The organism is Gammaproteobacteria bacterium, assembly GCA_011682695.1.
Taxonomy (GTDB): domain Bacteria; phylum Actinomycetota; class Acidimicrobiia; order Spongiisociales; family UBA4744; genus BMS3Bbin01.
On sequence record JAACED010000032.1, the window covers coordinates 1 to 23,351 of the forward strand.

23 protein-coding genes are annotated in these 23,351 nt (G+C 62.7%); 6 read left to right on the forward strand and 17 right to left on the reverse strand.

Annotation, left to right across the window (positions count from 1 at the left end; all coding sequences use genetic code 11):
- From GWP04_07725 to GWP04_07790, 14 genes are all read right to left on the reverse strand, one after another.
- A partial coding sequence (locus GWP04_07725; GenBank protein NIA25445.1) for a methionine--tRNA ligase occupies positions 1–1,113 on the reverse strand: 1,113 nt, incomplete at its 3' end.
- Between the two features lie 225 nt (positions 1,114–1,338).
- Entirely contained in the window at positions 1,339–2,250 is a 912-nt protein-coding gene (locus GWP04_07730) for an EamA family transporter (GenBank protein NIA25446.1), read from the reverse strand.
- A gap of 164 nt (positions 2,251–2,414) precedes the next feature.
- Positions 2,415–2,873, reverse strand: coding sequence for a transcriptional repressor (locus GWP04_07735; GenBank protein ID NIA25447.1), 459 nt, complete (start codon positions 2,871–2,873; stop codon positions 2,415–2,417).
- Positions 2,870–3,334, reverse strand: coding sequence for a DNA starvation/stationary phase protection protein (locus tag GWP04_07740; protein NIA25448.1), 465 nt, complete (start codon positions 3,332–3,334; stop codon positions 2,870–2,872). Before GWP04_07740 ends, GWP04_07735 begins: the two co-directional genes overlap by 4 nt.
- A 327-nt stretch (positions 3,335–3,661) precedes the next feature.
- Positions 3,662–4,318, reverse strand: a complete 657-nt coding sequence (locus GWP04_07745; GenBank protein NIA25449.1) for a hypothetical protein — start codon at positions 4,316–4,318, stop codon at positions 3,662–3,664.
- A gap of 10 nt (positions 4,319–4,328) precedes the next feature.
- Positions 4,329–5,207: a hypothetical protein gene (locus GWP04_07750; protein ID NIA25450.1), complete on the reverse strand. Its 879-nt coding sequence runs from the start codon at positions 5,205–5,207 to the stop codon at positions 4,329–4,331.
- Positions 5,204–5,809 (reverse strand): sigma-70 family RNA polymerase sigma factor, encoded by a 606-nt coding sequence (locus GWP04_07755; protein NIA25451.1) that lies wholly within the window; start codon positions 5,807–5,809, stop codon positions 5,204–5,206. Before GWP04_07755 ends, GWP04_07750 begins: the two co-directional genes overlap by 4 nt.
- A 64-nt stretch (positions 5,810–5,873) precedes the next feature.
- On the reverse strand, positions 5,874–6,671 hold the full coding sequence (locus tag GWP04_07760; GenBank protein ID NIA25452.1) for a hypothetical protein: 798 nt from the start codon (positions 6,669–6,671) through the stop codon (positions 5,874–5,876).
- A gap of 106 nt (positions 6,672–6,777) precedes the next feature.
- Positions 6,778–7,905: a membrane dipeptidase gene (locus GWP04_07765; GenBank protein ID NIA25453.1), complete on the reverse strand. Its 1,128-nt coding sequence runs from the start codon at positions 7,903–7,905 to the stop codon at positions 6,778–6,780.
- Between the two features lie 96 nt (positions 7,906–8,001).
- The gene (locus tag GWP04_07770; GenBank protein ID NIA25454.1) at positions 8,002–8,928 is read right to left on the reverse strand and encodes a nitrilase; all 927 of its coding nucleotides are present in this window, start codon (positions 8,926–8,928) and stop codon (positions 8,002–8,004) included.
- A 44-nt stretch (positions 8,929–8,972) separates the two neighbouring features.
- Complete coding sequence (locus GWP04_07775; protein ID NIA25455.1) at positions 8,973–9,941, reverse strand: glycosyltransferase; 969 nt, start codon at positions 9,939–9,941, stop codon at positions 8,973–8,975.
- The gene (locus GWP04_07780) at positions 9,917–10,525 is read right to left on the reverse strand and encodes a hypothetical protein (GenBank protein ID NIA25456.1); all 609 of its coding nucleotides are present in this window, start codon (positions 10,523–10,525) and stop codon (positions 9,917–9,919) included. Before GWP04_07780 ends, GWP04_07775 begins: the two co-directional genes overlap by 25 nt.
- Positions 10,526–10,592: 67 nt before the next feature.
- The gene (locus GWP04_07785; GenBank protein NIA25457.1) at positions 10,593–11,999 is read right to left on the reverse strand and encodes a HAMP domain-containing protein; all 1,407 of its coding nucleotides are present in this window, start codon (positions 11,997–11,999) and stop codon (positions 10,593–10,595) included.
- On the reverse strand, positions 11,992–12,678 hold the full coding sequence (locus GWP04_07790) for a response regulator (protein ID NIA25458.1): 687 nt from the start codon (positions 12,676–12,678) through the stop codon (positions 11,992–11,994). The genes GWP04_07785 and GWP04_07790 overlap by 8 nt, the downstream gene beginning before the upstream one ends.
- Before the next feature lie 303 nt (positions 12,679–12,981).
- Between GWP04_07790 and GWP04_07795 the strand changes: the two genes are divergently transcribed.
- Both GWP04_07795 and GWP04_07800 read left to right on the forward strand, forming a co-directional pair.
- Complete coding sequence (locus GWP04_07795) at positions 12,982–13,581, forward strand: hypothetical protein (protein NIA25459.1); 600 nt, start codon at positions 12,982–12,984, stop codon at positions 13,579–13,581.
- A 183-nt stretch (positions 13,582–13,764) separates the two neighbouring features.
- Positions 13,765–15,159, forward strand: a complete 1,395-nt coding sequence (locus GWP04_07800; protein ID NIA25460.1) for an MATE family efflux transporter — start codon at positions 13,765–13,767, stop codon at positions 15,157–15,159.
- A 305-nt stretch (positions 15,160–15,464) separates the two neighbouring features.
- Here GWP04_07800 and GWP04_07805 read toward each other — a convergent pair whose 3' ends face one another.
- Together GWP04_07805 and GWP04_07810 are read right to left on the reverse strand one after the other, a co-directional pair.
- Positions 15,465–16,223 (reverse strand): hypothetical protein, encoded by a 759-nt coding sequence (locus GWP04_07805; protein NIA25461.1) that lies wholly within the window; start codon positions 16,221–16,223, stop codon positions 15,465–15,467.
- Between the two features lie 337 nt (positions 16,224–16,560).
- The gene (locus GWP04_07810) at positions 16,561–17,091 is read right to left on the reverse strand and encodes a hypothetical protein (GenBank protein ID NIA25462.1); all 531 of its coding nucleotides are present in this window, start codon (positions 17,089–17,091) and stop codon (positions 16,561–16,563) included.
- A 351-nt stretch (positions 17,092–17,442) separates the two neighbouring features.
- Between GWP04_07810 and GWP04_07815 the strand changes: the two genes are divergently transcribed.
- Together GWP04_07815 and GWP04_07820 are read left to right on the forward strand one after the other, a co-directional pair.
- Positions 17,443–18,780 (forward strand): hypothetical protein, encoded by a 1,338-nt coding sequence (locus tag GWP04_07815; GenBank protein ID NIA25463.1) that lies wholly within the window; start codon positions 17,443–17,445, stop codon positions 18,778–18,780.
- Between the two features lie 90 nt (positions 18,781–18,870).
- Positions 18,871–20,280 carry a PDZ domain-containing protein gene (locus GWP04_07820; protein ID NIA25464.1) on the forward strand — a complete coding sequence of 470 codons (1,410 nt, stop codon included), beginning with the start codon at positions 18,871–18,873 and terminating at the stop codon, positions 20,278–20,280.
- Positions 20,281–20,341: 61 nt separating this feature from the next.
- On the opposite strand, the gene msrA is transcribed toward GWP04_07820, so the two are convergent.
- Positions 20,342–20,983: a peptide-methionine (S)-S-oxide reductase MsrA gene (gene msrA, locus GWP04_07825; GenBank protein ID NIA25465.1), complete on the reverse strand. Its 642-nt coding sequence runs from the start codon at positions 20,981–20,983 to the stop codon at positions 20,342–20,344.
- Positions 20,984–21,045: 62 nt separating this feature from the next.
- Here msrA and GWP04_07830 point away from each other — a divergent pair, with 62 nt between their 5' ends.
- Both GWP04_07830 and GWP04_07835 read left to right on the forward strand, forming a co-directional pair.
- Positions 21,046–21,735, forward strand: coding sequence for a TIGR02453 family protein (locus GWP04_07830; GenBank protein ID NIA25466.1), 690 nt, complete (start codon positions 21,046–21,048; stop codon positions 21,733–21,735).
- A 239-nt stretch (positions 21,736–21,974) separates the two neighbouring features.
- Entirely contained in the window at positions 21,975–23,165 is a 1,191-nt protein-coding gene (locus GWP04_07835; GenBank protein NIA25467.1) for a twin-arginine translocation signal domain-containing protein, read from the forward strand.
- Positions 23,166–23,351: the final 186 nt, after the last annotated feature.

The following is a 23,351-nucleotide window of genomic DNA, read 5'->3' on the forward strand; positions in this document are numbered from 1 at the left end:
CTTCACCAGCAGTGCCGTGATGCGGCTGAGCAGGTTGCCGTACCCGTTGGCGAGATCCTGGTTCACGCGATCGACGAGACGTTGCTCCGTGAAGTCGGCATCGCCGACACGGGGCACATCGGCGGCAAACCACCAGCGGAGAGCATCCGATCCATAGACCTCGACGAGATCTGACGGGGACACCGTCGGGCCGGCACTCTTGCTGATCTTGGCGCCGCCAACGGTCAAGTAGTCGTGGACGAAGATGGCCGTCGGGAGCGGCTCACCTGCCGACAGGAGAAACGCGGGCCAGTAGACGGCATGGAACCGCAGGATGCCCTTTCCGATCACATGGACCCGCTCGTCCGACTCGAGCCACCATGTCCGGTAGTCGGACGAATCCGTTCCGTACCCGAGAGCGGTGATGTAGTTGCCGAGCGCGTCATACCAGACGTAAACCACCTGATCCTGATCGCCCGGCACCGGAATGCCCCAGCCGCGTGCCCGTTCTGCGGAACGAGACACGCTGATGTCCTCGAGTCCGGCCTGAATGAAGGACGCTACCTCGTTGCGCCGCACCTCCGGTTCGATCCGCAGTCGGCCGCTACCGATCGCCTCGAGCAATTCGTCCTCGTGACGGCTCAACCGGAAGAACCAGTTACGTTCGGCCACTCGATCGACCGCCGTGTCGTGTTCAGGACAGGCGCCGTCGATGAGTTCGCCATCTGCATAGAACTGCTCGCAACCAACGCAGTAGAGGCCCTCGTAACTGCGCGTGTACAGATCCCCCGATTCGGCACACGCGTTCCAGAGCCGCTCGACACCGCTGCGGTGGCGAAGGTCGGTGCTCGTACGAATGTAATCATCGAGCGACAGCGCCAACGGTCGACGCAATGACTCGAACTCGTCCGCTCTCGTCTGGACATACCGCTCGACAGAGACGCCGGCGGCCTCCGCCGCGAGCACGTTCTTCAGGGCATTGTCATCGGTCCCTGACAGGAATCGCACCTCGTCGCCGGCTTGCCTGCGATGACGGGCGAGTACATCCGCTTGAACCAACTCGAGCGCGTGCCCGAGATGCGGTGACGCGTTCACATAGGGAATCGCGGTCGTTATGTAGAAGCGATTCGTCATGGTCCCCTCCTCACCCCCGCTACGGAGACCACCTTCACCATCGGGCCCCGTGAACAGGGTCCTCAGCGGATCTCACACGCGCCGAACAACCCCACGATGGGGATACATCATCAAGCGCCGCAAAGCTCCACCGTTCATGTCGTTCACACTACCTCCCGGGGAACAGCGAGGACTCCCAATACTCATGACGATGGGGTCCAAGCGTCGGCGCAAGCGATCCAGCACTCACGTGCCGCTCGAAGCCAACAGGGACCGGTCACCGGGTTGCACCGTGCTCACCCAGAGCCCGAAGGCAATGAAGACCCCGCCAACGAGGTGGTACACATGGATCGTCTCGCCGAGAAAGAGCACGGCCAGCGTCGCAGAGAACAGTGGCATCAGATTCAGATATGGGCCGGCCTTCGTGGGTCCGATCATCACCACGCCCCGGTTCCACGCGAGATAGGCGGTGACCGAAGCGAACAGTCCGACGTAGAGGATCGTCGCGATGTGGGGCATGGTCGGCGCGAATCCGCCCACGGTTGCCAGCTCCCACAGGTACAGGGGGAGCAGCAACAATGTGCCCACCGCCGCCACGGCTGTCAGCAGCACCACCGGAGGTACATTCGGTCGTCGACGAAGTCCAACGGAGTAGACGGCCCACGCCACGACCGCACCGAGAATGAGCAGGTCGCCAACGGCGAAGCGCAGCCCTCCGAGCGCCCCGAAGTCGCCGCGAGTGAGCACGACGATCACACCGAGCATCGTCGCCACGATGCCGACGCCCTCCCGAGCAGTGATGTGCTCCCGAAAGGCCACGTAGACGACGAGTGGAATCACGACCGGTGAGGTGGCCACGATCAGGCTCGCGTTGACGGCTGTCGTCGTGTGCAGCCCCGTGTACACGAGAGTGTGGAAGAGCAGCACACCGGTGAACGACGATATCGCGAGCCAACCGAGATGGCGCCGTAGCTCGGGGATCGATTGCCGGACGGCCGGCCCGGAGATGATCACCAGCACGACGAGGGCGGTGAGCCAGCGGTAGAAACTCAGCGACAGCGGGGGGATCCCGGCAGAGACCGCCCTTCCCACCACGAAGTTACCTCCCCACAGCAGCGCAGAAAGGATGAGGAGAACAGGAGCCGGGACTCGATGCACGAGTATCGATCCTACCGGGTGACAGTCAAGAGCATCCTTTGACCCTCACGCTGCCTGATGCTCCGGCGTGTGCGATGTAACCGGCACGGTGTGGAGTGACAGACGCAGCCGCCGGATCCCGTCGCTTCCACATCGGCCGATGGTTCTCTCGCGTTCACGCTCGATCAGCGTGCCGATGCCTCGCCAGACAACGGCGGGTCCGATCCCAGGGCCAGGCAGGAACTGCACATCCCTCTGTAGATCACCTGGGCTTCGTCGACGACGCCCACGCCTTCATCCGGCGTCATGCATGGTTTGGTCCCTTTGGCGCAGGGGACATCGATGATCGAGCCACAGTTCCGGCACACGAGGTGGTGATGCCACTCGGTTGCGATCTCGTAGCGCGTCGACCCGGGTCCGGCATCGGCCACCATGACCAGCTCGGCGGCCGTCAGGTCGGCCAGCACGTTGAAGATCGATGCCCGAGAAACGGTGATGCCGCGTTCTTTCAGTCCTCTCGCCACGTCCTCGGTCGTTCGGTGTCCTCCAAGCGCTGCCAGCGTCTCGAGCACACCGAGGCGGGCCCGAGTCACCCTCAGGCCCGCCGAGCGCAATCTTTCGTGCGCGTCGATCGGTTCCGTCATTTGAGGTGAGCGCGGAGCATCCACAACTGCTCCTCGAGCCCTTCGATGATCCCCTGGAGAAGCGCATCGCTGATGACGTCGAGATCGGCGACTGCTTGCTGGTGGTCACGCGCCGTCCGGGCGGCCGCCTCCACCCGCTCCGCAACCAGGCGAATGGCGTCTCTGTCGGCCAGCCAGGCGAGTGGGAACTCGCCACCCGCATCGTCATTGCCAACGTCCTGGGCGCGGCCCTTTGGAATGACGCCGAGGGTGACGATCCGCTCCGCGACACTGTCACTCCAGAGACGCCAGGCATCGACCAGCACATCGAGGCGCTCGTGAACCGACTGGAAACGCTCACCAACGACGGTCCAGTGGGCTTGCTTGCCCAGCAGATGGAGATCGATCAGGTCGACCAACGTAGGTTGCAGGGCATCGGCCACCTTGGCAGCGGTCTCTTCAGGAAGCACAGTCCAACTCATAACAATCCTCCTCAAACTGTATCTTTTTGACTGAGTCTAAGATAGCACATGAATTGGACAGAGTCGAATGTAGGGATTCAAGCCCCTCTCGCTCCGTTCATGCATTCGGTAACGGTCGCGGATGCGCAACGATCAGGGCCCAGATGAGCAGAACACCGGATCAGTCGCATCCAGCAAACGGTCGGCGCGGCAGTCCTTCGCAGTCGGGCTCCGTGACCGGACGCAGCACCGAGCTGATACTCACGTCGTCGCATGCCGGGCAGAGCGAGCGTTCCAGACCCGGTCAGATGGCCTGGACGATCCGCGCGTGAACGCGGGCCGGTATCTTCAGCCTTCGACCTGCCCCACGTCGAAGATCCGCACTGTCATCGTCCATGTGTGGGCGCCATCGACGAGGGTGTAACCGGTCAGATCGCCGCCCGGCTCGAATGCGATCGTCGCATTGGTCAGGGCCCCCGCTGCCGATGCGTCCGACAGGCCGCTTCCTTGCAGCACCGCAACCTTGAGCGTGCCGCTCACCTCACCATCCCCGGTGATCGTCGCCCCTTCGAGATCGCGCAGAAGAAGCAGCGACGGGGCATCCGCCGCCTCTTCAAGAGGAAGCTCGGTCGTCCCTGTGGGAGTGGTGATCGTGGCTACGCCATCTTTGACGGTGGTCGTCATCTCCTGGCCGCCTGACCTGGTCACCAGTTCGCGATCGGCGCCGTTCACCCATCCGGACAGATCCACCGAGACCACACCGGACTGCGTCTGCGCCTGGACGGTCGCTTCGAAACGGTATGCCGAGACGGCAAGTGTCCTGTCGAGCGCAGCGAGATACGGTGCGAGTTCCGACGAAGCAGCCGTCGTCGGAGTCGTCGGAGCCGGCGCAGTTACGGTCGGCTGTGTCGATGGGGCCGGCGATGCCGGCGCCTGTGCAACCGGTCCACGACAAGCCGCCATCACGACCGCTGCCATGGCCAAGAACGCGATCCTTCGGTGCATTTGGTTTCTCCTACCTCTCCGATTCGGGAAGTTCCAACTCGTCGCCGTCGCTCGAGGCGCCGGCCTCAGATCCTTCGTTGCCGGTGTCCTCGCCGCTGACGACATCGGTCGGCTCCTCATCTTCCGTCAGCTCCGAGACGGTCGTCTCGTCCTCCTCCGGAGCCGAGATCGAAGACGGAGAACTGGGCTCCACGGCATCTGGCGCTTCCGCAGATTCGGTGGCACTCTCCTCGGAGCCCTCGGCCTGCTCGGCATCCGACGCTCCCGCAGGCTCGGTGGCACTCTCCTCGGAGCCCTCGGCCTGCTCGGCATCCGACGCTCCCGCAGGCTCGGTGGCACTCTCCTCGGAAGGCTCGACAGATGACCCTGTCGGACCCTCTGCTTCCTCCCCGACAGGTTCCGCCAGGTTCGGCTCGACTTCCTTCTGCAGGGCTTCCAGCGTCGCAGAGAGCGCGCCACCGTCTGGAGCGGCCGCTACCGCTTCGGCGGCTTCTTGAAGTGCGCGAGCGACTTCGGACGAATCGTCGCCTCTGGCCATCAAACCGGACACCTCGTCGAGACGGTGACGGGCCGGAATCGACGGATCAAACACCGCCTGGACCCGCTCGACGACCCGCTTGGCCGGATAGAGCGAGTCGCCGGGAAGCGACCCTTGCGCCGCGAACGCCACACCGGCGGGTCCCAACGTCATCGTGGCAATCAACAGGCCGGTGATCCTGCGCCGAAGCGCCATCGACCACCGGGAGCGAGCCACCGGGAGCACAACCGGGGCAGACTCGACGGCTGCGGAGATCGCGTTCAGGTGGCCGGCGCGCGCCTCTTCCGAGATCTCGAACTTCGTCCAGTCCTCGAGCATCTGTGTCAACTGCTGCCGCTTCATGGTTCTCATTTGTGCGCCCTCCCAAACGCAGGCTCGCCCTTCACAGGTCCAGACGCCGCGGAACCGTCGGATTCGACTGCTGAGAGTGCCCTGCGCAAAGAAGCTTCGGCACGAGCGATCATCGCGTAGACGGCCGCTCTGTTGGAACCGACGACTTGGGCCACTTCGGCACCCGACATCCCCACTACATGGCGCAGCAACATGACGGTTCGCTGGTGGGGAGTGAGCGCCGAGAACGCCGCTTCGAGATTCGAATCGAACCCCAGGTCGACCGGATCTGCTCCCTGAGACTCTGGTTCGGGGACCTCGTCCATGAGCTGTTCGGGTCGCCTGGACCGACGGCGGATCTCATCCAGACACGTGAACCTGACACTTCGATACAGCCAGGCCCGAACGGAACGACCGTCTCCCACCAGATCGGGCGCCGCCTTGACGAACTCGAGAAACGCCTGTTGGACGGCGTCCTCCGCTGCAGAACGGTCACGGAGCATCCCGAACGCAAATCTGCCAAGCGGATTGGCGAGAGCTTCGTACAGCCGCCTGAACGCGACAGAATCCCGCCTGCGAAGAGCGGGAACGAGCGCATCGAGGTCCTTCTCGGCTGCCGGCATCACCCTTGTCGATTCCGGTGGGAGGCGTCGCGTCCGGACGCCTCCCACCTCTTGGTCTCTTGGTCTAGCTACTTGTGCTCGCGGTCACGGTTGTGGTCGCGCCTTCATCGGATCCTTCGTCCGAACTCGCGTCGGTTTCCGAGTCTGATTCCTCATGATCAGAGTCCTGACCATCGGCCGAGACCTCGTCAGACTCCTGACCATCGGCCGAGACCTCGTCAGACTCCTGACCATCGGCCGAGACCTCGTCAGACTCCCGACCATCGGCCGACATCTCCTCGGACTCCCGACTGTCAGCCGAGATCTCCTCGTCGGAAGACGCATCGGCTTCGGAGCTCGAGATGCAGGCTTCGACTCTTCCGTCCTCCACCTTGATCTCGATCGTGATCGAACCGTCGTCGGCGGTGAGTTTCAGGTGCCCATCGCTCGTTTGCAGCGTGAAGCCGTCCGGCTGATCCATTGACAGAGACCCGTCTGCGGCAACCGTGATCGTGAAGCTGAATGTGCCGACCGTCACGATGTGGTCACCAGGCTCCAGCCGGCCCAGATCGACCTTGACCTCACTATCGAAAGTTCCGTGTTCGACTTCGACTTCGACTTCGATCGACATGGTGTCCGAAGTGAGCACGAACTCGCCATCGTCACTCGTTGACACAACGAGATCTGTGAAACCCTCAGGTGCCGCCATGACCGTGACCGTGCTGCCGTCGACGTTCAGTGTCACGTCCCCCACACCGGGCACCGTCAAGGTGTAGTCGCCGTTTGCCAATGCCTCGTCGGCACTGGCAGCACTCACGATCCCGACCGTGGCCATCGCCAGAGCCGCCATCGTCAGAAGTATCCAGAAACTCCGCCGCATCATCTTCCTCCTTGGGAACGTCTACGCCGGTACAGACGAATATCGACGAGCAGATTCGACGGCTTGATCGAAAGTTCTCGAGACCTGTCTGCGCGTCGATATGAACGCGTCAGGTGAGTGAGGCAGCGACCTGCTCTGCGTCTCGGAGTACGCGCAGCGCGTTCTCCCCAAGGACTTTGCGGATCGCCTGCTCATCCCAGCCTCTCCCGAGGAGTTCGGCGGTGATGTTCGGATAGCACGACACGTCCTCCAGCCCCGCGGGGACGACATCGATGCCATCGAAGTCGCTTCCAAACCCTACATGATCGACACCTGCGACACGGACCGCATGTTCGATGTGGTCGACGACATCGGTCACGGATCCGGGCTCCATAGGATCATCCTCGGCCATGCGCCGCATCGCCTCCTCGACTGCCCCGTCGTCGTTCAACTCGGCGTGGAGGCGTCTGGCCTCGGCAAACAGGTCGAGTGACTTCTCCGCCGATTCGGCAATGAGGAAGCCGGGATAGAAGTTGATCATCACCACCCCACCGGAATGCCCGATCGCTTCGAGCACATCGTCGGGAATGTTGCGAGGGTGCGAAGCCAGCGCGGCGGTGCTCGAGTGCGAGGCAACCACCGGAGCCGTCGACACCTCCAAGGCATCCCACATCGTGTCGACCGACACGTGGGAGATATCGACCAGCATCGCGATCCGGTTCATCTCCCGCACCACATCTCTGCCGAAGCCGGTCAGGCCACCGTGACGAGGCTCATCAGTGGCCGAGTCGGCCCAATCGATCGTGTCCATGTGCGTGAGCGTCATGTAGCGCACCCCCAGATCGCCAAGTGCCCTCAGCGCAGGGAGAGAGTTCTCGATGCTGTGGCCACCCTCGGCTCCGAGCAACCCCGCGACCCGACCAGAAGCCCGAATGCGGTCGACATCGTCGGAGCTGACAGCGAGTTCCGTCCACTCGGGCGCCATCGCCGACATTCGCCGAACCAGATCGATCTGCTCGACGGTTTCGCTCAGCGGCGATCTGCTCCACGCCGGCACGTACACAGACCAGAACTGCGCGCCGACGCCGCCCTCGCGTAGCCGAGGGAAATCGGTGTGATATCCGTCGAGACGGGTTCGAGGATCGGCAACGTCGAGCGCACCGCCGGCTCGCGTCCTGATCGCCCACGGCAGGTCGTTGTGACCGTCCACGACGGGGAGGTCTCGATGGATGCGATGGGCAGCGGCGACAGGATTCATGTGGACAGACGGTAGTGGACAGCTTTCAGCCGTCCGGGGAGCCTGCCGGTGCGGATCCGCACGGTTGGCTACGCGATCACAGTGGCGCTACGAAGCTCACTCCTGAAAGCCATCGAACGAGACCGGCTGTTGCGGTTCCTCATTCACGATGAGCCGGAATACGTCGGGACGCGCGTAGTGGCCTACCACATCGAGGTCGAACGTCGCACGGGGGATCTCGCCCAGGTCGATGTCCGTGACAAGGACCGCCTCCCCTTTGCGATCCGGTTCCACGAGAAATCTCCCATGGGGATCGACGACACAGCTGCCCCCGCCGATCAGTACCTGATCCGGTCCGGCTTCGATCGGATAGTCGTCCGGATAGTCGGCACGGGTCGTGTACTGGCCCACAGAGACGACAAAGCAGCGCCCCTCGACGGCGATGTGCTGCATCGATGCAGCCCACCGTTCCCGATCGTCAACAGTGGGCGCGCACCATATCTGCACACCTTTCGCGTAGAGGGCGGCACGATAGAGCGGCAGGTAGTTCTCCCAGCAGATCGCCGCCCCGAGCCGGCCGACCGACGTCTCGATCACCGGCATGGTGGAACCGTCACCGAACCCCCAGATGAGACGTTCGGCGGCCGTTGGCATGAGCTTGCGGTGTGTACCGAGCATCACCCCGTCGGGACCGAAGAACACCGCCGTGCAGTAAAGCGTCCCACCGTCGCGTTCGATGACTCCGACGACCAGATGTACGCCGTGCTCGGTGGCCGCTGCGCCGATCCGTTCCGACTCGTGACCTGGGAGGTTGATCGCCGACTCCCAGTATCGGCGGAACCAGTCGCGGCCTTCCTCGGTGCGAGATCCGACGACCGCGCCGAAATCATGACCCTTCGGGTAGCCACCGACGAAGGCCTCCGGGAACACGACGAGGTCGGCGTCTCGTTCTGCCGCCTCCGCCACGAGTCGTTCCAGCTTTCTCAGCGTCGCCGGCGTGTCAAACGCGATCGACCCTGCCTGTACCGCAGCAACCCGAACCATCAGCGCCCTTTCCTCGATCCCGGGCGCAACCCTACCCTTCGAGGTCACCCCTCCGAACGTATCCTCCCGATGGACATGAGACGCAGTAGCGCGCGGGTGAAGAAGAGGAGATTGAGCACAACGAGCACTCCTCCGAGGGCCAGAAGTATCGGGGCACTCACCCCTGAGGCGATCGACTCGAGCCACCGCACCAGCGGAGCGCCCGGATCCTCCATCAGTTCGTGAGCAAAAACCGAACGTATGAAACCAATCGGGCCCGCAAGCGTCGCCGCGACGACGAACAACCCCGACACCAAACCAACCACGCTCGCCACGACACCCAATGCCGCGATGCGTCGCGCTTCGACCGTCGTGGGCACGTCGTTTCGCTGCAGATTCCATGCGGCCAAGACGATGTCGCCGAACATGCGCAGCCTACGCTGCAGGCCCAACCAGAGTCCGTACTTCTCTTCCTTCACCGTCTGCGAAATCCCTCGGAACACCCGGTATCTGAGCCCTTTGCCGTAGTACACGGCATAGAAGTTGAGCCCCGCTTCGATTCGGAAGCGGACTTTGTACCGGTCGGGAAGCTGCTCCCACAACCGTTTGGTGATCGCACGCTCACCCCCGAGCAGCGGAATGAAGTGCATCAGTAGACGCAAGTAGTAGATCTTGCGGTTACGCATGAGGATGAACATCTCGCAGGACCCGTCGAGCACCGGTTGCACCGTCGCGGTGATCATCTGATGCGTCAGCCCCGTGATATCGGCGTCGGCAAAGAAGATCACCTCGGTTTTCGCATGCGAGACCCCAACGTCCATGGCGTGACCCTTGCCCTGATTCGGATCGATGCGCAGATAGGTGACCGGGTAGGCGGCGACCACATCTGCGGTGCCGTCGGTCGACCCGTCGTCCACCACGATGACCTCTTCAAAACCCGGATATGTGGTCAGTACATCGAGCACTCGCCCAATGCGGGGAGCCTCGTTGTACGCGGCGACGATCGCCGTCACGCCTCCGTGTGGCGCATCCATGACCAGCCTCTCTTCACGGCGAAACCGACGATCGCCACAACAAGCAGGAGCATTTCGGCATGCGGAACACTCCGTTGCAGGACGTCGAGCTGCGTCCCGGCGATCCAACCGAGAGGAAGCAGCACGCCGAGCCACAACATCGCCCCGACCGTATCGAACACGACGAATCTGCGTGTCGGTACCTCTTTCACCGACATGTAGACCAGTGACAACACCCGGGTCCCGTAGAGGAGCTTCACAAACAAGAGTCCCCGATGGGGATGGTCCCCGACCCACCTGTCGAGCTTGTCGACGACCCTGTCGAACCGGACGAGCCGATCAGGGTCCCGGCGGATCCGCGCGAGCGTCCTCCCGGACATCGAGAACCACATCGTGTCCGATACCACCGTGCCCAATAGCGCCCATCCAAAGACCGAAGGGAGACCCCAGTGTCCCTGCGACGCCAGCGCCCCCGCCGACAGCACGATGGAGTCGCCGAGAACAAATGTCCCTACGAACACGATCCAGGACCGATAGACGATGAGAGAAGAAAACACGAAGACCCCGAACGAGCGGTCAAATAACCATAGCGGGGAGATGATCAAGGGGGGACTTCAGCGGCACGTCGATACCACCCCGGGCGAACATCGCGATCGACCGTCGACCTGCTCCTCAGGTTCCTTGCCGAGAACCACCTGCGGGTAGGTCGACGCGAAACACTGCACCCGGGAACCGGTCATCATCCACGACCTGCACCGTGCCCCCGTGTGCTTCAACGATGGCCTTCACCACTGCGAGACCGAGACCAGTGCCTCCCACGACACGAGACCGTGCATCGTCGAGGCGCACGAAACGACCGAAGATCTCTTCACGACGGTTCTGGGGAATACCAGGTCCGTCGTCCGCGACGACCAGGTACGTAGAACCCTCTCGCGCACCGGCCTCGACCCACACCCGCCCGCCAGTGTGCCGGACGGCGTTGTCGAGAAGGTTGCGGGCAAGTTGCCTCATTCTTCGCCGATCCACGTGCACGTGCGTCGCGGCAAGGCCTGACACATCGAATGAGACGTCCACGATGTCCATCGACCCGACCTCTTCTCGGACGAGCTCGGCCAGATCGAATGAAGTGCGCTCGAGTTGGAAGTGGTCTTCGTCGGCACGGGACAGGATGAGAAGATCCTCCACGAGCAGCGCAAGCCGTCGAGCCTCCCCGGCGACATCTCCGGCAAACTCTTTCATCTCTATCTGCGTACGCGCCGATTCGGCTACCTCCGCCATGGTCAGGAGGGATGCGACCGGACTCTTCAGTTCATGCGAAGCATCTGAAACAAAACGACGTTGCCGAATGACAGACGACTCGAGACGATCCAGCATCCGGTTGAGCGTCCCCGCGAGGTGATGGATCTCATCGTTGCCTTCGGGCATTTGAATACGCCTGCTGAGCCTCGCAAACGTAATCCCGTCTGCTCGGGTGATCATGTCCTCGACTGGCCGCAGCGAACGACCCACGAGTACCCAGGTCATCCAGGCAACGACGACCACCAGCAGGGGGATACCGACAGCGAGCATCGGCCCCAGCGTCGCAACTGCTCCCCTAACGGGTGCCAGCGAGCCGACGACAGCCACCTGAAGAACCTCGTCACCAGACGCTGCCCCGGTGACCACCAGTAGATACGGACCCTCTTCATCGACATGTTCTCCCTGATCCTCCGTATTGGAACCATCCAAGCTCGCGATCTGAAAGAGCCGAACCCCTCCTGCGGGAACTTCGATGCGCGAGATCGCTTGCTGGCCCTCGATATCGGGAGTCGTTGCAATGACGCGGCCCGAACGATCGACGACCTGCGCCGAGGTTCCCCGAACGGGAGGAATGACGGACTGCCAAGCATCCGATGAAGCCAGGCTCGCGATGTCCATTGCCCGAGAGATGAGGACCGTCTCCAACGATCGAGTCAGGTTCGCGCGGGTCAGGAGCATAAGGGTCGTTGCGGCGATCAACAGCGCGCCCGTCACGACCACGGTCGCGAGCAAGGTGGCCTGCGCCCTCACGCCCGTCGGAAGCCTGAGTCGCCTAGGCATCTCGAGCGTCGTCCGGCACGAGGCGGTACCCGACACCCCTCACCGTCTCGATCGATCTCCGACCGTACGGGGCATCGATCTTCTTGCGGAGATAGCCGATATACACCTCCACAACGTTTGGATCGCCGTCGAATCCCCAATCCCACACCGCATTCAGAATATCGAGCTTCGAAAGAACCTCACCCGGGTACCGCATCAGATGCTCGAGCAGGGAGAACTCCTTCGGAGTGAGCCGCACCTCCTCGTCTCCTCGCATGCATCGGTGGTCTGCAGGATCGAGTGTGAGGTCGCCGACGGAGAGGACTGTCGGACGGGCGGTGTCGCCTCGGCGCGCCAGCGCTCGGATCCGGGCCAGCAGCACCACGAATGAGAACGGCTTCGTCAAGTAGTCATCTGCTCCGGTGTCAAGCGCTTCGGCGAGGTCATACTCCCCGTCCTTGGCCGTCAACATGACAATCGGGGTCCAATTCCCCTCTTCTCGCAGATCGGCGCAAACCTGGTACCCATTGCGGCGCGGAAGCATGATGTCGAGGATGATCACGTCATAGGGTTGGTTGCGAGCAAGCCAAAGGCCTTCCTCGCCGTCATGGGCGATGTCCACGGCGTGGCCTTCCGCCTCCAGCCCACGTTTGACATACGAGGCGAGCTTCACTTCATCATCGACGACCAGCAGCCTCACGCGATCCTCCCGGCTCGTTCCGGCCAGAGAGGCGTTCGGCATCCGAGGGACCACCCCTGGAGTAGTGGTTCCTGACCTCTCTCCATCCGGAGAACACTTTCGCCATCGACGAAAGTCCGGACTGAAGAGTGCTCATGATGCATGACATTGAGGCTACCGAGCAGAACCTGAGAGGGAGCTGAGAGCACGACCCCCGGTTGTCGCTGTTGAACCTGTGAGCTTCTCAGGATGGCTCAGGGTTTACACAGGACCGGTGGTGAACACTGTGGGCAAGCTCCACGTACCGAAAAGGAGGTATGAGCTGTGAACGTCAAGAAGAAAACCAGCATTGCGGCTATCGCACTGGTTGCCCTCGCATCACTCGGCGTGGGCAGCGCAGCGATCGCGCAGACTGGTCAAGCGCCGGCCCAGACGTCGGCTCCAACCCAGGCTCCAGCGACGGTGCAGCAACCTGCCCAGCCAGGGCAGGTCGAGGCTACGACGCCGGATGCCGATCAAGTCCAATTGGAATCGCAGTCCGAGGCCGACGACGCTACCGAGGTGCCCGGCAAGGAAGACGGGACCGACCAGGGCAAGAATGAGCGATCGCCCTCCTACTCGTCCAGCCTGACGGCTCCGCAGGACAGCGATAGCGGCGATGAAGCGGCAGAAGCGAAGGCTCTTGCCGGCACACCGGGTCTGATCGGTGAACAGGCCGCCAGAGATGCCGCTCTTGGGGCATTCGACGGCACCGTTCAGAAGGTCGAACTCGACAATGAGAACGGCGCGGTTGTCTACTCGGTCGAGATCACCAACTCGTCCGGTGCCGGCGCCGATGTGAAGGTCGACGCCGGCAACGGCACCGTCCTCCACCAGGAAGCCGGCGGCGCGGACGAGGGCGGGGAGGAAGCAGGCGAGCACTAGGAAACCTTCCCTCTCCGATTCCTCCTGAGCTATGTGTGGGGCCTCCGGGTCCCACACATAGCGTCGTTCTCGTGACGCTCGACATCGACTATCCGCACGAACTGTTACGAGAACGAGATGCAGTACTCTTGCGCCTCGTCTATCGGCACGGACGGCACTACGCCGTCGATCGAGGAACCCGGCATGACCCAACCACAAGGCGCTCGCCTGATCGAAGGCCCCGTAGGGCGGACCCTCCTGCGGCTGACGATTCCGATGGCATTTGCCATCTTCACGATGATCGCCTTCAACCTGGCGGACACAGCCTTCCTTGGGCGCGTCGGCACCGACGAACTCGCGGCGATCAGCTTCACCTTCCCGGTCGTGATGATCATCGGCAGCATCGCTCAGGGAATCGGCGTCGGTATGTCTGCGGTGATTTCTCGCTCGATCGGCAAGGGTGACCAACAACAGGTGCAGCGCCTCACGACCGACGGCCTGGCCCTGGCGGTGATCATCGTGGCAGTGTTTAGCATCGTCGGCCTGGCGACCATCGATCCCGTCTTCCGAATGCTGGGAGCGACCGACCAAACCCTCCCGCTCATCCGCCAGTACATGACCATCTGGTACATCGGAGTGAGCTTCGTGATCGTCCCGATGACCGGTAACGCAGCGATCCGAGCCACCGGCGACATGAAGACACCGGCGGCAATCATGATGGTTGCAGCCCTTGTGAACGTCGTCCTCGATCCACTGATGATCTTCGGCATCGGCCCGTTCCCCGCCATGGGTATCCAGGGAGCGGCCCTGGCGACGATGATCGCCCGAGCTATGAGCCTCACCGCTTCGCTGTGGGTGCTCATTCACCGGGAACAGATGGTGGCCTTCACCCGAACCCGACTGATCGACACACTCGACTCTTGGCGCAAGATCCTGTTCGTCGGGCTTCCCGCCGCCGGGACCCAACTCGTCGTCCCACTGTCCACAGCGGTCATCACCGGCCTGGTGGCAACCTACGGCGCCCTGTCGGTTGCAGGCTTCGGCGTCGCATCCCGCGTCGAGGCGTTCGGCCTCGGAATCGTCATGGCCCTCTCCGCGACGGTGACACCGTTCGTCGGCCAGAACTGGGGAGCCGGCAAACCTGAACGGGTCGCCGAGGCGGTGCGCGTGGCGCGGCGCTTCGCACTCGTCTGGGGCCTGATGCTCTTTGCGGTGTTCGGACTCTTCGGAACCACCATTGCACATGTGTTCACGGACGACACGAGCGTCATTCTGGTGGTGCGCGACTATCTGCGCATCGTCCCCGTGGGCTACGGGCTCGTAGGAATCCTCATGGTCAGCAGCTCGGCGCTCAACGCACTCAATAAGCCTCTGCACTCAACGGCACTCAGCACCATCCGACTCTTCGTGCTCTATCTGCCTCTGGCGTTTCTGGGCTCACGGCTCATCGGGCTGAACGGAGTGTTCGCTGCCGCGGCAGTCGCGAGTGTGCTCACGGGCATCGCCGCCTGGTGCGTGATAAGCCGGCGGATCGCCGAAATCGGGAGCGTTCCCACCGGCGCTCTCGGTGCCCTCGGTGCCGAGGTTGCAGCCGACTGACCGACCCCCTTCTCTTGCGCCGCGGCACATTCGTGACGTGATCAGAGTCCTCCGACGCGCCGGCATCGACTCCAACATCGCCAAGACCACCGGATCAGCCGCCCCTGGTCAAGACGGACGTGCCCGTCGTGCGTCTCTGTCGCGATGACCCTCGCGGGGCCCGGCGAAGGTTCACGTACGGGCCGGCTCCGGCTCCGCCGACGCGGGCTCGGTCTCTCGTTCCGGTTCTGCGGGGACACGATCTGGCTCACGCATCGGCTCCGGTTCTTGGGGCTGCATAGGCGCCTGCATCGGTTCGACGATGATCACTCGTTTTTCCTCGCCAATATCCATTCGTTCCTCCGTGCTCCTTCCAACAGGTACTGCTCGATCTGATCGTGCACCTCTCTCCAGGTGCTCTCGCCGACCGCTCCCTCGACTGGCGGATCGTCGAAGATGGCAGCGATGGCATCCTGATCATCGGCAAAGACGACGTTTACTGGTCCTGCTACGGCCAGCGTCACGACGCGCGCATGCGCCGCCCGGTAGCCGCGCTCGTGCTCCACGACCTTGCCGGTCAGGGCAACGAGACCAGCAGCGAAGCCACACCGCTCCCCGGCAACGAATTCCTGGAGGAGTCCGCGCACATCTTTCACCGCGTACACACCGCACCCGAGCCTGCCGCATCGCCGGTCGGTGTGAGGAATCTCATCGTCATCGAAGGTGTGAGAACACACCGCATCCAACACGGGGCCATTCCAGCGAACTCTCACACCGTACAGACCGCCATTCTTCAGCTTCCAGATACGGTATCCGAGCACCGGCGCCGGTGACCAGGCTTCAGCATGCTCCCGCTCGATGCGACGGATGGTGTCACCGAGGAGCATCTCGAGACCTTTCCCAAACCCGACGATCTCGGCATCCAGCCATCTGATCTGTTCTTCGATCTGCACGATCTGGCACCGCAAGGCTTCGACCCGCTTCGTACGGCGCTGGACATCCCTTTCCAGACGGTACAACTGCCCCGGCTCCTCGAATCTGCCATAGCGGCGACGAAGCTCACCGAGGCGTCGTCGCAAACGCATCACCTCGTCACTGGTCTTGGGGGAAGCTGTCGGCCCTGGCTGCATGCCACCTCCGATCAGGGGGTGCAACGGTACCGGAATCGAACATGTGTTCGCAACCGTATCCGAGGCTTGGTTTTCGCGAGTTCAACGAAACGCGCGCCCACTTGAGTTGATCCGTGGCTACGCAGCCTCGGCCCGGTCCCTCGCCATCAACGCAATCCGATTCGGGCCGGCACGCGACATCCCCCCACGGTGACACAACCGCAGCGATTCCATGCCAGCAGAGAAGAGATCCAAACCGGCGCCTGCAAGCCAACAACCTTCTCAAGGCACCCAAACCACCGGTCCGGCCCTGCTAGCTGCTTTCGATGATCATGACGCATACGCCTGTTTCGTCAGCGGACGTCATTGTGCAGCCGTCGCTCACAGTGATCGATGTGTTCCCGTCATTCGAGAACCACATGGTCGAGCGGACCTTCAGATCGCCGTCCTCGGTGGAGAAGCTGTTCTTCTCGTAATCGCGCGACCCCGTCCAGTCGTCGTAGAACTCCACAATGGCGTCGTAGTCACCCTTCGGGTAGGCGATGCTCACGGTCACTGCGTCCGGCGCCGAGACCGAACCGGTGACCTCACCGCCGTCGGGAACCGGAACCGTCAGACTCTCCGGAATCTCCCCACCTCCGATGATCATGGTCCCCTCTTCGGACTCGACTTTGATCACGGCGTTGTCGCCTGAGCCGGACTGCTGTATGTCCACGCTGCCGCCGCCTGCTTGCTCAATCGCCTTCTCGGCGACCTTCTCACTCACCTTCTCTGCCGCAGCCCCGCAGCCAGTCGCCGCAACGGTGAGCACGAGTACGGCCGCCGTCGCCAAAAGTCTCTTCATCGCAGTTCCTTTCGCAGTCTCTCCCATGGAAAAGGCTATCCCAAGAACCCGAATCTGGGAAGCTCCGTTTCAGGCCTTCGCCGGCTGTACGAGGGTCCGACAGCCGGCGGCACGTTCGGCAAGACCCGCCCTTTGACTGGATCCCCGTCTTCGATACGCCATGCCACCGAGTGACCCGGCCGATGCCGGCCGGCCGAATCCACTCCCCCACGATGCAACCTCTCTCCTGAACCCGGCGCTCGTGGATGAGTTTCTTGTTGTCCCGAGCCTTGGGTTCTGGGACGGGGCGGGATACTCACAAACGTCGGGGTCCTCGCGTTCTCACCCACCTTCGCGTACATTGCAGCGGTGATGGCACGACAACGACGCGGGACAAGCACTTCGAACTTCGGAGTGAGCCGAAGAGAGGCGCATGATGCGAGCAGTTTCTACGCTCGCTTCCAACCGCCGGAGATCAGCGACGACGACCACATCACCGTCGCTCGGGAACTCGGCGACGGCTGCTTCGTCGGTGATGCCCGCTCGATGGACGCGCTTCCCGACAACTGCGTGGCACTCGTCGTCACGTCGCCCCCCTACTTCGCGGGCAAAGAATACGAGGAGGCGCTCGGAATCGACGGTGTGCCGGGATCATACGTCGAATACCTGGACCTCCTCCGGGATGTCTTCACGGAGTGCAAGCGCGTCCTCGAACCCGGCGGCCGTATCGCCGTCAACGTAGCCAACCTCGGCCGAAAACCGTATCGCAGTCTTTCGTCGGATGTCATCGACATCCTCCAGGACGACCTCGGCCTGCTCCTACGCGGAGAAATCGTCTGGCGCAAGGGCAGGGGGATGTCCGGATCCTGCGCCTGGGGTTCGTTCGCGAGCGCCACGAACCCCGTCCTGCGCGATACGACCGAACGCATCATCATCGCGTCGAAAGGGCGGTTCAACCGGGCTCGAAGCCGTGCCCGGCGAGCTCGCGAAGGACTCCCCCACGAGGACTCGCTCAGCACTGACGAATTCCTCGAGGCGACCCTGGACGTGTGGGAGATCCACCCGGAGAGTGCCCTTCGTGTCGGGCATCCGGCGCCGTTTCCGATCGCACTCCCTGAACGGCTCATCAATCTCTACACGTTCGAAGGCGACCTCGTCCTCGATCCGTTCATGGGATCGGGGACGACGCTTGTCGCTGCTGCTCGATCTCGACGGTGCAGCGTCGGCTATGACCTCGACCCGGCATACGTCGAGATCGCCAGAACCCGCCTTGCCGAACGCTCGGACGAGCCGTCCGAGTATCGACTGGCCGGCAAGAAGCTGCTCGATGTGGCGGCGAACGTGGTTACAGACGCCGGCTTCTCGATCGTGGGAAGGAACCGGCCTGTCAACGGTGTCGTCGTCAGCCTCACCGCCCGCGGATTGAACGGCGCCTCATGGCTGATCGACGTTTCCGGAGGCTTCACCATCACTCAGAACGGCCTTTCGACGGCCGACGCCGTACTGCGCAGCCTCGGGAAGGCTGCGGTTCTCCGGCAAGAGAACGCGAACGTACTTCTGCTCACCTCGCACCTTCCCAGACGCGCAACGGAGGCGGACCGGATCCTTCGGGCGGCAGGAAACACCCTGTTCGTCGACGTCCTCGAGATCCTGGACGACGCAACACCCGCGACACTGCGCTCGTACGCCACCGACCACCCGTTCTCGTAACGCTTGGCAGGGTTGGTTTCTGCGGGACGTCACGAGAACGGATGGCTCGATGCGAGATTTTCTGCGAAATACGGTTGAATCGGGTCACACATGAAGTACCGAGCACTTCTCGCCGCCGCAATCCTCACCCTGGTCGCGTGCACGGCACCGGCTGTTCCCCCGAGCAGCACCGCATCTGGAGTGACCCCACAGCCGACCGCGACGATGAACTCGCCAACGACGGTCACCCCTGCCGGCACCACCACTTGTGACGATCCGCCGAAGGACTTCCGGCCGCTCTGCACTGCCTATCACATCATCACGACCAGCTACGTCGATCCTGTCGACGACTCTCGTCTGGCAGAAGGAGCTGCTCGCGGCATAACCGAACATGAAAGCGAGCCGGGGGCGACCGCACCGGACTCGCTGACCTGTGCACTTCCTTCGCCGGCCTTCGCTCAGGTATGCGACGCGTTCGTCGAAGAAGAGCGCACAGACCCTGCGCCCACCCCGGAACTCGTAGCGGCCGCAATCAGCGGAATGCTCCAGTACGGACTCGACGATCCCTACAGCGTCTACTTCTCCCCGGAAGCGCTCGCCCGGTTCCAGGAGGAGACGTCAGGACAGATCGAGGGCATCGGCGCTCTCGTGCGCCCGGAGGACACCAGCACTCCCGAGAATGGTCCCTGCTCCACCATCTCGGATACGTGCCGACTCGTCATCGTCACTCCGCTCGAGGGCGGACCGGCTGAGGGCGCAGGCCTGCAATCCGGAGACATCATGACCACGGTCAATGGTGAATCCATCGACGGATGGCTCGTCGATGAGGTGATCGCGGAGGTTCGCGGCCCCGCCGGAACCGATGTCACCATTGGCATTCTGCGGGACGGGACTCAGCTGGAGTTCACGATTACGCGCGCCGCCATCGACATCCCGATCGTCGCTTCCCGGATGATCGACGACTCAATCGGCTACCTCAAGCTCACGATCTTCGCAGCGAACGCGCCTCAACAGGTCGACACCGCCCTCCGCAAACTCCTCGATGCGGGCGCGACCACCATCATCCTCGATCTCCAGCACAATCCAGGTGGATCTCTGAATTCGGCAATCTTCGTTGCGAGTGAGTTCCTCTCCGATGGGTTGGTTCTCCGGACGGAAGCACCGGGGGATACCGAGGAGTATCAGGTCACCCCCGGCGGCGCGGCCACGGATCCGAACATCGCCCTGTACGTCCTGGTCGACCGTGCCAGCGCCTCGGCATCCGAAGTCGTCACCGGTGCGTTCATGGATGCAGGCCGGGCCACCGTGATCGGTGAGCACACCTTCGGCAAGAACACCGTGCAGCAACAGTTCAACCTCGGCAACGGTGGAGCGCTGAAACTGACCGTGGCTCGCTGGGTAACACCCAAAGGACACGACTACGGCAAAGTCGGACTCACTCCGGACATCGAGATCGAGATTCCCGACGGGGCCGAACCGGACTTCCTGCTCAACAAGGCGGTCGAGATCATCCGCGGGTAATCCCCTCTGGTTTCTCGTCAATGGAAGCGTCGAATAGCGACGCCAGCATTGACGAGAAACCTCAAGTGGGGAGACCTGACGGGCAGGCCACTCCCGTCCCACCCATCCCGCAATACCCACTCGGGTTCTTGGCCAGGTACTGCTGGTGATACTCCTCGGCGTAGAAGAACTCACCTGCGGGGCGTATCTCAGTCGTAATCGTCGCGAACCCGACGGCCGAGAGCTCCTGCTGGTAACGCTCGAGCGACTGCTCGGCTGCGGTCTGCCGATCGTCCCCGAACGTGTACACCGCCGATCGATACTGCGTGCCGATGTCGTTGCCCTGGCGCATCCCCTGGGTGGGATCGTGCCCTTCCCAGAAGACACGCAACAGTTCGTCATAGGACACGTTGCTCGGATCGAACACGACCTGGACAACCTCCGCGTGACCCGTCGCACCGCTGCACACCTCTTCATAGTTGGCGTTCGGCGTGAACCCGCCCGCATATCCGACCGACGTGCCGTAGACACCGGGGAGCAGCCAGAACATCCGCTCGGCTCCCCAAAAGCAGCCCATGGCGAAGAGCGCTCGTTCCGTCCCCTCGGGGAACGGCGGCACCTGCCGCGAGCCAAGCACGTAGTGGCGCTCGGGTACCTGCATCGGAGTGGCTCGGCCGGGGAGAGCGTCTTCTCGGAGCGGCATCGTCGACGGTCGATGGATCATGCCGCGAGGCTACGCCGAATACACCCCTATATATTGTCCGACTCGGCGCGTAGGTTGTGGACATGGCACCAAAACGCTCATTTACTCCAGCCCTATTCAGTTTCCTGCGGGACCTCGAAGCCAACAACGATCGCGCTTGGTTCAACGCCAACAAGCAGCGCTACGAGCGTGCGGTGCGACAGCCCGGCCTCCAGTTCGTCGACGACTTCGCCCCGCACCTCGCCAAGATCAGCCCACACTTCGTCGCTGATGCGCGTGCCAGCGGCGGTTCGATGTTCCGGATCTATCGGGACGTCCGATTCACGAGGGACAAGAGTCCGTACAAGATCAACACCGGTTTCCAGTTCCGTCACGAAGCAGGCAGAGACGTTCACGCCCCCGGCTTCTACCTCCACCTCGAGCCCGGAGCCGTATTCGCCGGAGTGGGGCTTTGGCGCCCGGACGCAATGTCGGCACGATCGATTCGCGAGGCGATCGCCGAAGATCCGACTCGCTGGAAACGAGTGACCCGCTCCAAACGGTTCCTTGACGTCTACACGCTCGAAGGCGACTCTCTCAAGCGCCCACCTCGCGGATTCGACCCCGAGCACCCCGTGATCGACGACCTGAAGCGCAAGGATTACATCGCGTCGACCCAGCTCACCCAGAAGGCCGTCACATCCGAAGGCTTCATCGACGCCTATGCGAAGCTCTGCCGCACTGCCGCGCCATTCATGGAGTTCCTCTGCGACGCGGTCGGCGTGCCGTTCTAGAACCCCCGAACGCTGGGTTCGCGGGTTCGGTCGGTGTATCTCCGAGCCCTGCGTTCGCCGATGGGCGGCCGTCGCCACCGCCTCCGAGAAGGTCCCACGATCCCGTGTATACCCCCTCGGCGTACCCATCCAGGACTCATCTCCGGGCCAACAGAACACAAGGAATCGGCGACACGCAGACCTTATACCCGCTATCTTTCCCGACAGTCACCCGCGCGGAGGGAGTTCCCATGAGCGATATGCCCGACATTCCTGTCGAGGCCGAAGAAATCGAAGTCGCCGAACCGATTGGTCGGCGAGACTTTCTCAAGAAAGCCTCAATGGCCGCGGGAGCCGCAGCGGTGGGTGGTCTTGCCCTCGCGGCCTGCTCCAAAGACGACACTTCGACCGCCGAAACCACCATTGCCGCTCCGAACATCGTCAAGGACGTGATCGAGTGGACCATGGTGACCACCTGGCCACCGACGCTTCCAATCCTCGCCGATGGTGTGGTGAACTGGGCCAATGACGTCGAGAAGATGTCCGATGGACGGATCAAGATCACCGTGTACGGCGCCGGAGAGTTGGTGCCGGCCCTCGAGTGGTTCGACAACGTCTCGGCCGGCACGGCCCAGGTAGGCAACGGCGCCGCGTACTACAACGCAGGCAAGGCGCCGGCGTCCCAGTTCTTCGCCGCAGTGCCGTTCGGCATGAACTACCAGCAGCTCATGGCCTGGTTCTTCGGTGGCGACGGCCTGAAGCTCTGGCAGGACACATACGACGAATTCAACGTCGTCCCATTCCCTGCGGGCAACACGGGCGTCCAGATGGGCGGCTGGTTCAACAAGGAAATCAACTCCGTCGACGACTTCAAAGGCCTCAAGATGAGGATCCCCGGTCTTGGCGGAAAGGTGATCGACGCGCTCGGAGCGTCGGCAACCCTCGTTGCCGGTGGCGAGATCTACACCAACCTCGAACGTGGTGTCATCGACGCCACCGAGTGGGTGGGTCCGTACCACGACGAGTTGATGGGGTTCTACAAGGTCGCCAAGTACTACTACTTCCCAGGATGGCATGAGCCGGGCACGGCGCTGGAGCTCACGATCAACAAGTCCGAGTGGAGCAAGCTTCCCGAGGACCTGAAGCAGATCTGTGCAATCGCCGCCTACAACCAGAACATCTGGGAAATCGCACAGTTCGACTCGCAGAACGGGGCAGCATTGAAGCGGCTCACGACGGAGAACGGTGTGCAACTGCGCCCGTTCCCCGAGAGTGTGATGGCAACGCTGAGAAAGACTGCAACCGAGGTGATCGATGGAATCGCAGCCGGCGATCCGCAGAGCGCCAAGGTGTGGGACAACTATCAGAAGTTCCACGAGCAGGTCGGCGGATGGAGCACGGTCTCCGAGAAGGCCTACTACGACCTGATCTCGCCGGCGTATCAGCTCTGACGATCGCTTGACCAACTGAGAGGGGCGGCCATGTGGCCGCCCCTCTTTTGCTTCTCGGACCGCTCGACTAGCCGCCCATTCGCTGCGGCAGCCAGAGCGCCAGTTCGGGAAACAAGATCACCAACGCGAGTCCAACAACCTGGATGATGACGAACGGAATAATGCCCTTGTATATGTGTGTCGTCT

Coding starts and splice junctions, on each gene's coding strand:
- GWP04_07770 (NIA25454.1), bottom strand. CDS start 8,928: ATGGTTCGGGTTGCTGCGGTACAGGCAGGGTCGATCGCGTTTGACACG.
- GWP04_07750 (NIA25450.1), bottom strand. CDS start 5,207: ATGAGAACCATGAAGCGGCAGCAGTTGACACAGATGCTCGAGGACTGG.
- msrA (NIA25465.1), bottom strand. CDS start 20,983: ATGATCCATCGACCGTCGACGATGCCGCTCCGAGAAGACGCTCTCCCC.
- GWP04_07785 (NIA25457.1), bottom strand. CDS start 11,999: ATGCCTAGGCGACTCAGGCTTCCGACGGGCGTGAGGGCGCAGGCCACC.
- GWP04_07745 (NIA25449.1), bottom strand. CDS start 4,318: ATGCACCGAAGGATCGCGTTCTTGGCCATGGCAGCGGTCGTGATGGCG.
- GWP04_07830 (NIA25466.1), top strand. CDS start 21,046: ATGGCACCAAAACGCTCATTTACTCCAGCCCTATTCAGTTTCCTGCGG.
- GWP04_07820 (NIA25464.1), top strand. CDS start 18,871: ATGAAGTACCGAGCACTTCTCGCCGCCGCAATCCTCACCCTGGTCGCG.
- GWP04_07760 (NIA25452.1), bottom strand. CDS start 6,671: ATGATGCGGCGGAGTTTCTGGATACTTCTGACGATGGCGGCTCTGGCG.
- GWP04_07775 (NIA25455.1), bottom strand. CDS start 9,941: ATGGATGCGCCACACGGAGGCGTGACGGCGATCGTCGCCGCGTACAAC.
- GWP04_07740 (NIA25448.1), bottom strand. CDS start 3,334: ATGAGTTGGACTGTGCTTCCTGAAGAGACCGCTGCCAAGGTGGCCGAT.
- GWP04_07835 (NIA25467.1), top strand. CDS start 21,975: ATGCCCGACATTCCTGTCGAGGCCGAAGAAATCGAAGTCGCCGAACCG.
- GWP04_07810 (NIA25462.1), bottom strand. CDS start 17,091: ATGAAGAGACTTTTGGCGACGGCGGCCGTACTCGTGCTCACCGTTGCG.
- GWP04_07815 (NIA25463.1), top strand. CDS start 17,443: ATGGCACGACAACGACGCGGGACAAGCACTTCGAACTTCGGAGTGAGC.
- GWP04_07800 (NIA25460.1), top strand. CDS start 13,765: ATGACCCAACCACAAGGCGCTCGCCTGATCGAAGGCCCCGTAGGGCGG.
- GWP04_07735 (NIA25447.1), bottom strand. CDS start 2,873: ATGACGGAACCGATCGACGCGCACGAAAGATTGCGCTCGGCGGGCCTG.
- GWP04_07805 (NIA25461.1), bottom strand. CDS start 16,223: ATGCGTTTGCGACGACGCCTCGGTGAGCTTCGTCGCCGCTATGGCAGA.
- GWP04_07755 (NIA25451.1), bottom strand. CDS start 5,809: ATGCCGGCAGCCGAGAAGGACCTCGATGCGCTCGTTCCCGCTCTTCGC.
- GWP04_07765 (NIA25453.1), bottom strand. CDS start 7,905: ATGAATCCTGTCGCCGCTGCCCATCGCATCCATCGAGACCTCCCCGTC.